Here is a 14,136-nt window from a genome sequence, read left to right as displayed (position 1 = left end):
CTTTTATTTGTATTTTAGGAATATACAAATAATTACAAGTGTGATAAAATGAGTTAATTTGTGCATAAAGGGGAGAGATACAATGGAGAAATGGGAGTTAGCAAAGGAAATTTACAATACGTCACGTTTAACGGGAACATTTAAACTTCGATCAGGACAAGTATCAACTCAATACTTTGATAAGTACTTATTTGAATCTAATCCAGTACTGTTATTAGAAATTGCTAAACAGTTGAAAGAGCTCATTCCTCCTGATACAGAAGTACTCGCAGGTTTAGAAATGGGAGGAATTCCAGTAGCAACAGCATTATCTTTACAAACGGGTATACCAGTTGTATTTGTAAGGAAAGAAGCGAAGAAGTACGGTACATGTAAGTTAGCAGAAGGTGTTAATATTGTTGGGAAAAATGTTTGTGTTGTTGAAGATGTTATTACGACAGGTGGGCAAATATTATTAAGTACGAAAGATTTAAGGGAACTTGGTGCGAAAGTACACCATGTTTTAGGCGTCATTGAACGAACGAAAGAGGGAAGAGAAAACTTATTAGAAGATGGCTTACAGCTACATTCTTTATTTACAATGGATGAGTTAATTGAAGGCGACAAGCAACATGCGAAGAGTTGACGTCGTATATGCACTAATACATGATGAGGAAACGGATAAAATATTAATGGTACATAATGTAGAACAAAACGTTTGGTCATTGCCAGGCGGGGCTGTTGAAAAGGGTGAAACGTTAGGGGAAGCTCTAGTAAGGGAAGTAAAAGAAGAGACAGGTTTAACTGCCGCGCTTAGTGGACTTGTTGCGATCAATGAAAAATTCTTTGAAGAGTCAGGAAATCATGCGCTACTTTTTACATTCCGAGCAAATGTAGTAGCAGGTGAACTTATTGCAGAAGATGAAGGAGAAATTTCTGCAATAGAGTGGGTGGACCGAGCAATTGCAAATGAACGATTCCCATTCTACGATGGTGGATTCGAGGCATTATTAGAAGTAGCCATTCCATACAAGTTTCAGCCAGAAACAAGATGATTGAAAGAAAAAACAGGAGCGCAAGGCTCCTGTTTTTCTATTCAATCGTCTTCAGTAATAACTTTTTCAATAGTGGTTTAATCTTCAGACGTAAATCTTCAGCGTGATTTGCAACTAAGAAGTGATGGTTATAAATGTTCTTCATTAATTGATAAGTTGCTTCTTTCGCTTCGCCTTCTTCGATGAAAATTCCGATTACTTCCATACCACTTTTACGAGCAAGTTTGACAGCTTCATGCGTATCTAAAATACCGTCTTGTTGGTAGTCTAGCGCAGAAGGTTCACCGTCTGTGAAGACAAGTAAGAATTTATGTTTTTCTGGTCTTTTTGCAAGCTTTTCAGAAACGATACGAATAATATATCCGTCGCGGTTATCTTCTTCTTCGCGAAGCTGCATAATTTCTGGACCAACGTTTGGTAACGTTGAGTTTTTATACGTTACAACTTCATGGATAACGTTCGGCTTATCTTCAGGTTTAGCACTAGAAGCATCTTCCCAAAATCCGCTAATAGCGTGCGGGATTTTTAAAGATTTCAACGCTTCATGGAATAGGACCACACTCTTTTTCGTTTCTTCCATTTTGTTATACATAGAACCAGAGCAGTCTACTAATAGTTGGAATGCAACGTCGAGCTCTTGCGATTCTTGCCCTTTTTTATAAAACATGCGAGGCTGCTTTTCAGTATAAATACGAAGGAATTTCTTACGAAGTCTTCCGTAATATTTATCACTATTTGCATTCGTTTTATTTTCAATCGTTTTTTCGATAATTTTCTTTAATTCTTTTACATCTTTATTAACGACTGATTTGATAGCTTGGTAATCCTTTTTCTCATCAGGATTTGGTTTACGTGCTTCTTTAAATGTATGAGAAGCGCCAGTGTTATATTTACCATATGCACCATCATTTTGACTAGAAGCGTGAGAAGCTCTTGCTTCTTTTGTGTCAGCACCATCAAAGTTAGATTGTGTACTTTTTTGAGAAGTACCTTGTACAGAGCCAAGTGCTTGGTCGCCATCTTCTGATTCGCGAGCAGTGTCACCCATCATATTTGTTTTTGTTCCGCTTTCTAATTCAAAGCGTAAAAAGTTCTCGTTTTCATTGTTTTTATTTTCACGGTGCCATGTTGAGAAGCTTTCATCCATTTTGTTTTTATTTTCATCGTCATCTATGAGCTGCGTATCATCGTTTGCTAAATCTTCGACGCGACAGTTTTTTTCATCTGCAATGACAGATAAATAAAGCGGTGCATGCCCGAAATAGTTGTTCAGCATATCACTTTCAAGAAGCTCCTCTAAGCGATAGCGAATTTTCTCAACGATATACATAATATCTTCCGTATTACGAGCTTGGAATGTTTCATGCAAAATAGCTTCAATTTGCTCGAAATATTCATTATTAAACATTTCATATTTATCGCTCGTTAATGAAAGATAGCAGAGACAAAATAGACGATCACCGTGATAGTTACGAACGCGATTGATTTCATTTTGTGAGCTAAAGTAATTGCGATACATTTCTTTTCTTCTTTTAAAAACATGCTTTGTGCCAGGGCGTAAGTTTTTTACGATTTCCTCAACACGTAAATCTTCTAATAGAACAAATAATTGTGTTAAAAACTTTTTTAAGGGTGATTCTTGCAATTCAATTGCATAAGAACGAATTAAAGTCATGTCCGAGTAATGTTTATTACCAAGTGCTTTTAAAAACACTTCGCTTTTTAATCCGATTACTGTATCCTCTTCTTTTCGATCATCCCAAAAGTGACTAATGACAACCTTTTTTTCAATTTCGTCGTAGTATGCTTTATAGCCATACTCAAGGTAGGCATCATCTTCTTTGAGAAGGGCATACATTAAGTTTTCCATTTGTAGAAACAGCGACGCATCAATTTTTTTGTCACTAAAAATTTGTCTCATGAATTATCCCTCAAAGAAATAACTTTCTGCTAATTCACGGACAGTCATTTGTTCTGTTTCATCGTTTAATTTTGCGATAATACTACGTTCAATTGCACGCATAACGGGAATATATACACCTAAATCACATGCATCGATAATGCCACGAATACTTGCTGCTTCTTCACTTACGCGGCCATCACGAGCTAAAGGCATAAGATCGCTTGCAAATGCAACAAACTTTTCAATTGTTGCAACATCTTTTAGTTTTGATTCTGCTAATAATAGTTCTTTTAATGTATCACCTTGGATGTAAGGAACTTCAATAATAACGAAACGGTTTTTTAACGCTTCGTTTAGTTCACTTGTTCCAACGTAGCCTTCATTAATTGCTGCGATTACACGATACTCATCATCACCGTATACAACTTCTTGTGTAAATGGATTTGTAATCATTTTACGGTAATCTAATGCACCGTGAAGAAGTGGTAACGTTTCAGGTTTTGCCATATTGATTTCATCAATATATAGGAAATGGCCGTTCTTCATTGCTTTCATAAGAGGACCGTTAACGAATGCAACTTCAGATGCGCCATCTTTCGTTTGTAGTGTGTTGTATCCTAAAATACCTTCTACATCTAAATCGACAGAACAGTTAATGCTATGCATTGGTTTTTGGAATAAAGAAGAAAGTGTTTCAGCTAGTACTGTTTTACCACTACCAGTCGGCCCTTTTAATAGAATGTTTTTGCCAAGAAGAAGTGCTGTAATGGCATCTTCGATAATGCTATTATCAGATGCTTTATATATTTTTGTACCGATCAAATGTGCATTTTCACCAGCTTCTTGTTTATTCTTTTCGTGAATTGTAGAAAGTTGCTGTTTTAAATCAGCATGTATATGAAATTGTTCTAACATGTATGTCCCACCTAACATTATTTTCATAAAGTAATACATCTTATGATAACTTGTTTTAATATGGTATGCAAAGAAAAGGAGAGGGGACAAATATAAAAGAAAAAGCAATCAATAATACATTGATTGCTTATAGTAAAGGAGAAATGAGCCTCATAAAAGATTCTAATATTCGTTTTTTGATACTTCTCTTTTGGAAGGCGTTCCATTTAATTTCAGTAGAATGCTTAAAGTCATCTTCAAAATCACGTTTAATATCATGAACAGTTTCTGATTCATACAGTACGCTAATAATTTCGTAATTCAATTCAAAGCTGCGTACATCCATATTTGCTGTTCCAATTGTTGCAATTTTATCATCAACAAGTACAATTTTTGCATGCATAAAGCCATCTTTATAACTATAGATGGAGGCACCGGCTTTTAAAAGTGGAGTGAAGTAGGACTGGGATGCTTGATCACTAATAATACTATCACTTTTACCAGGATATAAAATGCGTACATCTATGCCAGATATTGCACTTAAACGTAATAATGTTAAAGTTTCTTGATCTGGAATAAAATATGGTGTAGCAATCCAAATAGATTTTTTTGCAGAGCCCATAATAGCTAATAACGTATTACGAATGCTTTTATCATCTGAGCTTGGTCCGCTCGCTACAATTTGCACCGCACCTTCTGCACTTGAAATTTCTTTACCTGGGAAGTATTGTCTATTCATAAATTGATCCCAAGAATAGGTTTTCAAACCACTAGATGCATAGAGCCAGTCCTCTAGAAAAATTGCTTGTAATTTATATAACGCTTTTCCTTCGATTTTTAAATGACTATCACGCCAAACGGGAAACTTTTTTGAACGGCCAAGATATTCATCACCGACGTTAAGTCCTCCAGTAAAACCGATTTCTCCATCTACAATGACGATTTTACGGTGGTTACGATAATTGACGGTTTCAAGTAACCAAGCTGAAAAAATAGGATCAAATTCAACAATTTCAATCCCAGCTTCTTTCATAGGTTTTAAAAAGCGTCTTCTTAACGTATTACTTCCTAATCCATCATAAAGGAAGCGTACAATAACACCAGCTTTTGCTTTGTTTATTAAAGCATCCCGAACTTTTGTACCAATCTCATCAGATTTATAAATATAGTATTGAATATGTATGTGATGTTTTGCTTGCTCAATAGCTTGCAAAATTTCTGAAAATGTTTGATCTCCGTTTGTTAAAAGTTTGGTAGTCGTTCTATCTGCTGCAGGCCCGCCTCCAAATTTTTGTACGACTTCTGTTAAATGGACAGAGCGTTCACTTAATGGGACTTTAAGTGATAACTCTAGTCGTCTTCCTTCTAATATTTCACGGAATAACTTTCTTTGCTCTTCTGAACGATGGAGATGCTTTTTTCTTCTCCAACGGCTACGCCCGAAAATAGAGTATAAAAGCACACCTATAACGGGAAGAAGTGCTAATACTAAAAACCAGGCTAAGGTACTTTGAGGAGATCTATTTTCGATAAAAATAACGAAAGATATTCCTATGATTGTAAGAGACCATAATACACCGAAAAAGGTATATAGTGAGAGGATAGACGTATCTAAAAGTAAGAGTACGATAGATACAATTATAAATATCAATAATAATTGAACGATAGGCTTCTTCATTGCTATAAAATTCCTCTAATCTTTCTTAAATATAGACTTCTCATATAAGAAGGTACAATCCGACATTCTTATTATAAAGTGTTTTGTTTTTTTTACAAAATATAGACATTTTCCCCATGCTTTCCGCATTTGTCCTACATACAGTATATTGTTACGTTATTAGCTCGCTATTTGCTGGTTAATAAACAGTGTAGGAGGGACAAAATCCTTGCCCCTTATATAGGAAAGGGGATAACCATATTACATGGATTCTTCCTATTATATAGGTTACCAACAAGGGCCGTACTATTCATACAATATCTATTAAGATGAGAAAATGGAAAAGGAGCGGGGAAACATGAATTATATAGAAAATAACGGATTGTATTATCGCAATCATTATCATCATCATGGGGGACACAACCATAATGGCGGACATCACCACCATGGAGGACACAATCACCATGATCACCATTATCATCACGGAGGTGGATGGGGCTGGGGTGGAGGCTCATGGGGCGGTGGCTTTTTCCCAGGAAGTTTTGCTGGAGGTGTGTTAGGTGGGCTTACAGCTGGCGCATTAACGGGTGCAGCAGGTGGAGGATACTATCCAGCACCGTACCCAGTAACTTATCCAGCACCGTACCCAGTAACTTATCCAGCGCCATATCCAGTTCCATATCCAACACCATATCCGGGGTATCAACAAACACCGTATCCGTATTAAAAAAAAAGAGGCTATCCTCTTTTTTTGTTTAATACGGTATTTATTTATAAAATACTTCCAAAATTAAGGTGAAAATATGTTAATATTTTGTTATTGTAATTCAAAAACATATATAATAATTAAAATTTACATATGTTTTTGAATAGAGTTAGCTAATTATAGCGATAAGAAACTACTATTTATAATTGAAACGGTATTATATTGCTTTTTATTACAAATAATATTATGTTATTTTAATCGACATATTTCAAAATATGATTTATGTAAAGGACGATTATTAGGAAATGAAATATCTCTATTTCTATGAAAAGAAACAAGTTGTGTTTTAGTCAGATAGGAAGCAAGGAGAGATGCGCATGCTAGAACAAAGAGGTCATGCATTATATGAATCTTCATTGCGAGATTTAAAGTTAGCATTAGATGAGTCTTCAATTGTTGCGATTACAGACCGAAAGGGTCTTATTACATATGTAAATGATAAGTTTTGTGAAATCTCCAAATATACACGAGAAGAGTTAATAGGGAAAGATCATCGTATTTTAAATTCAGGACATCATCCGAAAACATTTTTTCAAATGCTATGGAAGCGTATTTTGAGCGGAAAAGTATGGAGAGGTGAGATTCGAAATCAAGCAAAAGATGGTACATATTATTGGGTTAAAACAACAATTGTTCCATTTTTAAATGAAAAAGGAGAGCCATATCAATTTATTGCGATTCGAAATGATATTAGTAGTAGGAAAGAAGCAGAACAGAGGTTACGGTTAAGCGAAAGTCGTTATAGGGAGCTTGCGTATCATGATGCTTTAACGAGTTTACCGAACCGTTTACAATTAATAACGACTGTTAACGAATTAATTGCAGATAAAAGAGAGTTTGGTATGATTTATTTTGATTTGGATCGTTTTAAATTAGTAAACGATACGCTAGGTCATATGATAGGAGATTTACTTTTAAGCGAAGTTGCTTCACGGTTGCATTATGTGCTAGGAGAGAAAGATGTTCTGGCTAGGCTGGGTGGCGACGAATTTGTGTTGTTAACAAAAAATCATACACAAGATGAGATGAGGCAGCTAGCGACATCTGTGTTGTCATGCTTTCAGGCGCCATTTATACTTGAAGGTCATGAAGTATACATTTCAGCTAGTCTAGGACTGTGCTCATATCCGCAAGATGGACAAGATGTAGAAACTCTATTGAAGAATTCAGATTTAGCTATGTATAGTGCGAAAGAACAGGGAAGAAATGCAGCGTGTTTCTTTACAGATGAGTTACGTGCGAAAATAAATCGTAGAATGAAAATTGAATTTGCTTTGCAAAAGGCAATTCGTGATGAAGAGTTAGATGTGGCACTGCAGCCTATTATTGATTTGAAAACGAAGAAATATACTGGTATTGAAGCTTTAGCGCGTTGTTCGACAGAAGAAGGACCTATTTCACCAGGCGAATTTATCCCAGTAGCTGAAGAATCTGGACTTATTATAAAATTAGGAGACTGGGTATTAGAAAAGTCATGTCGCTTGTTTAAAACATTGCCAGAGTACGAAGAAGGACTAAAGTTATCTGTGAATTTATCCATACAACAATTAATGCAAAAGCGTTTTATTTTATCTGTACGTAGCATTTTAAGGAGAACTGGATTTCCACCGAATCGTTTAATTTTAGAAATAACGGAAAGCATTGCTGTTCGTCATTTTGATTATATTATTGCTACATTACAAGAATTAAGAAATATGGGTATTTTAATTGCTTTAGATGATTTCGGAACGGGTTATTCTTCCTTATATTATTTAAAACAATTACCGCTGGATATAGTAAAAATTGATCGTAATTTTATTCGTGAATTTCATTATGATCATGCACAGCCAGAGCGAACGATTGTAAAATCTGTTATTGAAATTGCCCATAGCTTACATTTAGCAGTAGTTGCTGAAGGGGTAGAGACAGTAGAGCAAGAAAGTTTATTACAATCTATGGGTTGTGATTATGTGCAAGGATTTTATTATGCGAAACCTTTATCTGTAGGAGAGTTAAAAGAAAAGTTAACTACAGATTTTATATAAAAAAGAGAAGCGTAGCTTCTCTTTTTTAATTCATTTTTTGTGAGTTTTTCATTAGTATTGGATAGAGAATAAGACCTAATACGAACAATCCGATTCCTAAGAAGAACGTTTTTAAATCAGCAGTTCCCGTTTTGATAACCCAAATAGAATATATGAATGCTAATGTAGTAATGATGCCGTCCTTTATTCGAGAGCCAGGCATTATATCATACGTTTCTCCTGTAATAACTAATTTGAATTGGTACAGCGTAGAAACAAGGTATGGAATTAAATAAGCTAATGTTGCTACAACGATAGCGAAATTATAAGCTTCTGATACGGTGCCAGAAATCGTTGAGAATAAGAAAATTTGCGTCATTACATTTGTAATCAATAATGATTTTGAAGGACTCCCTTTTTTATTTGTTTTTGCGAACAGCTTAGGGAAAAGTCCGTTCTTTGCAGCCTGGTAAGGTACTTCTGAACTAACAACAATCCAGCCCACTGTAGATCCAAATAAAGATACAAGTGCAAGTAAAGCCATTATATAGGCACCTTTATTGCCAATTGCTAAATTTAATGCGTCTACTAATGGTTTTTGAGACTCTTTTAAAGCATCTTGCGGGAGAGCGCCCATTGTAAGTAGAGTAATTGACATGTAAATAAGAAGAGCGATAATTAATCCAAAAATGGTAGCTTTTTTTACATCGCGCTGAGATTTTGCACGATTAGAAAGCATGACAGCCGATTCAATACCGATGAACGCCCAAAGTGTTGCAATAGCAGCTGAATTGATTTGTCCACCTAAAGAAATGGATTGTCCTGCTTCATTCATAAATGTTTGCCCGTCTCCGAAATTAGAGGCATTGAAAATGAATAATGTGATTACAATAAACATTGTAAATCCAATAATTTTTGCAATAGTAGCAAGAAGATTCATATTTCCAGCACGATCAATATTTTGAGAAAGAATATATTGAATTCCCCATAACATAAGGCTACATACGAGGAACGTTAATCCTTTTCCAAGTTCTAGTGAAAATCCGTTCGTTGAAAAGAGAATTTGCTTACTTTGTAAAACTGGAAAGAATGTTGATAAATATCCAGCAAAGGAAATAATAACAGATGCTGTTGCAGCCCAGTTCGCAGCCCAATATCCCCATGCCATACTATAGCCTGCAACTTTACCCGCTTTTTTTGAAGGGAACATCGCTTGAGCATAGCTTTGTGGCCCCGCTTTTAATTCTGGTTTTCGGATTGCTAAATTTCCAAATACGAGTGCAATCATAAATACGCCAAGTCCTGTAATACTCCATGCAAGTGTAGAACCCATTGGACCTGATACTTGTGCTAAATTCGCTGGGAGCATAAATACGCCACCGCCAACCATATTCCCGATAACAAAAGCTGTTAAAACCCATAATCCCCATTTTTTCGTTTCCATTTTTGTTAACTCCTTTGTAGTAAGATTTGCTTAAACATCATTTTTTACTAGCTTTTTGGCAATAAAAAAGAGCCATGTAGATAAAAAATACCTACATGGCTCTTTCGCCTAACGTAGGTACAACGGGAATAACCCTTGTACCTACGCGTAATTTTTCCGCTAGGTTTCAAGGGTTACGTATGATGATGATGTTTTTGTGCAAATGTAACTACAATTGTTGTATAAGTAAGCATAGTTCTTTGCTCCCTTTCTCCTCTGATTTTGAAGTTAGTATACTACATGTTTTTTTGAATGAAAAGAAAAATATAAAAATTTTTATAAAAATACGTTTTAGAGATTAAATATTTACCTTTATTTTTCTATACTGGAAAATAAGTGAGAGATTGGCAGAAGAGTGTAGCATGGTATAATACATATAGAACTAGAAGGTGACAAGGGGCTATTGTAGATGATGAGTAAGTATGAACAAATTTATACAGAAATCAGTAATTCTATTGATAATAGGCAATTAAAAGAGGGATGCAAAATCCCATCAGAAACTGAATTAATGAAGCAATATGAAGCGAGCCGCGGTACTGTAAGAAAAGCTGTAGATTTATTACAAGAACGTGGATATGTTCAAAAAATACACGGAAAAGGTGTTTTTGTTTTAAAGCGAAAAAACATTGAATTCAACTTTGGTGGTATTGTAAGTTTCCAAGAAGAAAATGAACGTTTAGGACGCCATTGTATTACAGAAGTCGTGGAAATGGAGAAAGTAAAAGCGACAAAAGAGGTTGCAAAGCTATTAAATGTGAAAGAGAAAACAGACATAGACCATATTAAACGCGTACGAAATATTGATGGAGAAAAAGTAATTTTGGATATTAATCATTTTGTATCGGAATATATTCCTGGATTAACGAGTGAAATTGCAGCGGGGTCCATTTATAAATATATTGAGAAAGAACTAGGTCTTCATATTAGTTACTCACAGAGAGTAATTGAAGTGCAACCATGTACAGAGGACGATAGAAAGTATTTAGATTTAAATGGAACAGATTATGTTGTTGTCGTGAAAAACTTTACGCATTTGTATGATGGAAGTCAGTTCGAATATACAGAATCCCGCCACCGCTTAGATATTTTTCATTTTTCGGATGTGGCGCGGAGAAAATAAGGAGATGGAACGTAATAACGTTTCATCTCTTTTTTTATAAAAAAACGACAAACTCGTATATACGAGTGTTGACTAACTTATATATACGAGTTAATATGTAATTGTAAACGGTATCAAAAAAAGAAAAGAGGGACGGGAATATGGGGAAAGACTATCGTAAAACAGCAGAGGAAGTGTTGCAGTATATTGGCGGGAAAGACAATATTGAACAAGCTGCGCACTGTGTAACGAGACTCCGTATCGCTTTAAAGGATGAAAGTAAAATAGATAACGATAACTTGCAGTCTGTTTCATTAGTGAAGGGAGCGTTTCATAACGCTGGGGTATTTCAAATTGTAATCGGTCCAGGAGATGTTGATCGAGTATATGCTGAATTGATAACGCTTGCAGGTATGAAGGAAGCGACAGTAGCTGACGTAAAAGATTCTGGAAACCAAAAGTTAAATCCAGCTCAAAAGTTTGTAAAAGTATTTTCAGATGTATTTATGCCGATATTACCAGCAATCGTAACAGCTGGTTTACTAATGGGAATTAACAACCTATTAGGGGCGAAGGACTTATTTTTTGAAGGTAAAAATTTATTAGATGTGTATCCAAACTTAGGCGGGCTTTGGGATTTAATTAATATGATGGCCAATACAGCATTCGTATTCTTACCAGCACTTGTCGGGTGGTCAGCAACGAAGCGTTTTGGTGGTAGTCCGATATTAGGAATTGTTATGGGATTAATGCTTGTGCATCCAGCATTATTAAACGCGTGGGATTACGGAAAAGCAGCAACTGGTTTAGATGGACAAAAGATTGAGTACTTCGATATTTTAGGATTATTTCAAATTGAAAAAGTAGGGTATCAAGGTCAAATCTTGCCGGTTTTAGTAGCAGCATTTGTATTAAGTAAAGTAGAAATCCTTTTAAAGAAACATGTACCAAATGCAATTCAATTATTAGTTGTACCAATTACAACAATCGTTGTGACAGGTGTATTAGCATTAGGAATTATTGGTCCAGTTACACGTCATATTGGAGATTTATTAACAGTAGGATTAGTAGGTGTATATGAAACAGTACCAGTAGTTGGAGCAGTATTATTTGGAGCATTGTATGCACCACTTGTAATTACAGGTATGCATCATATGTTTATTGCTATCGATTTACAATTAATTGCACAACACGGTGGTACATTCATTTGGCCAATGATTGCTCTCTCTAACATTGCGCAAGGTAGTGCGGCACTTGCGATGTTCTGGATTTCTAAAAATCAAAATGATAAAAGTATGGCATCTACATCAGCAATCTCGGCATATTTCGGTATTACAGAGCCAGCTATGTTTGGTGTAAACTTACGAAATAAATTCCCGTTCTATGCAGCAATTATAGGATCGGCTGTGGCAGCAATATTTATTACGTTAAATGGTGTATTAGCACCGGCTATCGGAATTGGCGGATTACCAGCATTTATTTCTATCATTCCGAAATCGATTCCCATGTTTATTGTCGGAATGATTATCGCAGTTGTAATCCCATTTACGTTAACGTGGTTATTTGCAAAACGAGTAAAACAGAAGTAGGAGGAAGTTAAACATGAAGGATTGGCATAAAAGTGTAGTTTATCAAATTTATCCGAAGAGCTTTAATAGCTATTACAATAAAGAAACCGGTGATATAAAAGGGGTTACAGAAAAACTAGATTATTTAAAAGAACTCGGAGTAGATTATATTTGGTTAACACCGATATACCAATCGCCACAAAATGATAATGGATACGATGTAAGTGATTACTACCGTATTGATCCATCTTACGGAACGATGAAAGAGTTTGAAGAGCTTTTAGAAGAAGCAAAAGCACGTAACATTGAAATTATGCTTGATATCGTTGTAAATCATAGTTCGACGGAGCATAAGTGGTTTAAAGAAGCGAAGGAAGATAAAAATAGTCCATATCGTAATTACTATATTTGGCGTGATGAAAAAAATAATTGGGAATCTAAGTTTGGTGGGTCTGCTTGGAAATATGATGAAAAGACAGAGCAATATTATTTACATCTATTTGATGAGACACAAGCGGATTTAAACTGGGAAAATGAAAAACTTCGTGAAGAAGTATATGATATGATGCGCTTTTGGCTTGATAAAGGGGTAACTGGATTCCGATTAGATGTTATTAATTTAATTTCAAAAGATCAACAATTCTTAAATGATGACGGAAGTACAGCGACAAGAGATGGACGTAAATATTATACAGATGGCCCGCGTGTTCATGAATATTTACAAGAAATGAACCGAAATGTTTTTGAAGGGAAAGATGTAATTACAGTTGGAGAAATGTCATCTACGACAATTGATAATTGTATTAAATATTCAAACCCTGAGCGTAATGAATTAAGTATGACGTTTAGTTTCCATCATTTAAAAGTTGATTATCCGAATGGTGATAAGTGGACGAAGGCTGATTTTGATTTTATTAAATTAAAAGAGATTATGTCTAATTGGCAAATTGAAATGCAAAAGGGTGGGGGATGGAATGCGTTATTCTGGTGTAATCATGACCAGCCTCGTATTGTGTCACGCTTTGGTGATGATAAAGAGTACCGAAATGAATCTGCGAAAATGTTAGCGACAGCTATGCATATGTTGCAGGGGACACCTTACATTTATCAAGGTGAAGAAATCGGTATGACGAATCCTAAATTCGAGTCTATTGAGCAATATCGCGATGTAGAATCGTTAAATATATACGATATAAAGCTGGAAGAAGGATTATCAAAAGAAGAGATTATTGGGATTTTAAAACAAAAATCTCGTGACAACTCCCGAACTCCAATGCAGTGGAATGAAGAGATGAATAGTGGCTTTACAACAAGTACACCTTGGATTTCAGTGGCTGAAAACTTTAAAGAAATAAATGTAGAGAAGGCACTAGAAGATAAAGAGTCTGTATTTTATCATTATAAAAAACTAATCCAACTTAGAAAAACGTATGATGTAATTACAGAAGGAGAATATGCTATTTTAGATGAAAACCATCCTAACATTTGGGCATATACTCGCATTACAGAGAGTGAAGTGCTGCTTGTTATTAATAACTTCTATGGAGAAGAAATAACGTATTCAGTACCAGCGCACGTTCAATTAAATGGAATGAAACAAGAAGTACTACTTTCGAATTATAAGGATTCCAGCAAGGATATTGCAAAACTTAACTTAAGACCATATGAATCAATTGTATATCGATATACGAAATAAAAAGGTTGTATGCCTGCGTGGCATACAACCTTT

The 14,136-nt window shown here is 35.3% G+C and carries 11 protein-coding genes; 7 read left to right on the top strand and 4 right to left on the bottom strand.

Annotated features, from left to right (window positions below):
* The first annotated feature begins 82 nt into the window (after window positions 1-82).
* Together pyrE and FH036_RS19845 are read left to right on the top strand one after the other, a co-directional pair.
* A complete protein-coding gene (pyrE, locus tag FH036_RS19850; protein ID WP_000417035.1) occupies window positions 83-625 on the top strand; it encodes an orotate phosphoribosyltransferase in 543 nt (180 codons plus the stop codon).
* Complete coding sequence (locus FH036_RS19845) at window positions 612-1,034, top strand: NUDIX hydrolase (protein WP_001255107.1); 423 nt, start codon at window positions 612-614, stop codon at window positions 1,032-1,034. The genes pyrE and FH036_RS19845 overlap by 14 nt, the downstream gene beginning before the upstream one ends.
* A 37-nt stretch (window positions 1,035-1,071) precedes the next feature.
* On the opposite strand, the gene FH036_RS19840 is transcribed toward FH036_RS19845, so the two are convergent.
* The 3 genes from FH036_RS19840 to FH036_RS19830 all read right to left on the bottom strand — a co-directional run bounded on the left by FH036_RS19840 (window position 1,072) and on the right by FH036_RS19830 (window position 5,509).
* Window positions 1,072-2,955, bottom strand: coding sequence for a vWA domain-containing protein (locus FH036_RS19840; protein WP_001248871.1), 1,884 nt, complete (start codon window positions 2,953-2,955; stop codon window positions 1,072-1,074).
* A gap of 3 nt (window positions 2,956-2,958) precedes the next feature.
* Window positions 2,959-3,852, bottom strand: a complete 894-nt coding sequence (locus tag FH036_RS19835; RefSeq protein WP_000892968.1) for an ATP-binding protein — start codon at window positions 3,850-3,852, stop codon at window positions 2,959-2,961.
* 127 nt (window positions 3,853-3,979) lie between these two features.
* Window positions 3,980-5,509 carry a cardiolipin synthase gene (locus FH036_RS19830; protein WP_044791388.1) on the bottom strand — a complete coding sequence of 510 codons (1,530 nt, stop codon included), beginning with the start codon at window positions 5,507-5,509 and terminating at the stop codon, window positions 3,980-3,982.
* A 337-nt stretch (window positions 5,510-5,846) separates the two neighbouring features.
* Here FH036_RS19830 and FH036_RS19825 point away from each other — a divergent pair, with 337 nt between their 5' ends.
* Window positions 5,847-6,215 (top strand): cobalt transporter, encoded by a 369-nt coding sequence (locus FH036_RS19825; RefSeq protein WP_139896156.1) that lies wholly within the window; start codon window positions 5,847-5,849, stop codon window positions 6,213-6,215.
* 356 nt (window positions 6,216-6,571) lie between these two features.
* Window positions 6,572-8,278 carry a putative bifunctional diguanylate cyclase/phosphodiesterase gene (locus tag FH036_RS19820; protein WP_000893366.1) on the top strand — a complete coding sequence of 569 codons (1,707 nt, stop codon included), beginning with the start codon at window positions 6,572-6,574 and terminating at the stop codon, window positions 8,276-8,278.
* 25 nt (window positions 8,279-8,303) lie between these two features.
* Here the strand turns inward: FH036_RS19820 and FH036_RS19815 are convergent, their stop codons facing one another.
* Window positions 8,304-9,701 (bottom strand): amino acid permease, encoded by a 1,398-nt coding sequence (locus FH036_RS19815; RefSeq protein ID WP_000448457.1) that lies wholly within the window; start codon window positions 9,699-9,701, stop codon window positions 8,304-8,306.
* 448 nt (window positions 9,702-10,149) lie between these two features.
* On the opposite strand from FH036_RS19815, the gene treR reads away from it, so the two are divergent.
* The 3 genes from treR (at window position 10,150) to treC (ending at window position 14,103) form a co-directional block, all read left to right on the top strand.
* Entirely contained in the window at window positions 10,150-10,860 is a 711-nt protein-coding gene (gene treR / locus FH036_RS19810) for a trehalose operon repressor (RefSeq protein ID WP_000987250.1), read from the top strand.
* 140 nt (window positions 10,861-11,000) lie between these two features.
* The gene (gene treP / locus FH036_RS19805; protein WP_139896155.1) at window positions 11,001-12,428 is read left to right on the top strand and encodes a PTS system trehalose-specific EIIBC component; all 1,428 of its coding nucleotides are present in this window, start codon (window positions 11,001-11,003) and stop codon (window positions 12,426-12,428) included.
* 13 nt (window positions 12,429-12,441) lie between these two features.
* Window positions 12,442-14,103: an alpha,alpha-phosphotrehalase gene (gene treC, locus FH036_RS19800; RefSeq protein ID WP_138322488.1), complete on the top strand. Its 1,662-nt coding sequence runs from the start codon at window positions 12,442-12,444 to the stop codon at window positions 14,101-14,103.
* Window positions 14,104-14,136 lie beyond the last annotated feature (33 nt).

Origin of the sequence: Bacillus sp. CD3-5, from assembly GCF_006349665.1 — a bacterium.
GTDB lineage: Bacteria > Bacillota > Bacilli > Bacillales > Bacillaceae_G > Bacillus_A > Bacillus_A paranthracis.
This window is presented reverse-complemented; position numbering and strand designations above follow the sequence as displayed.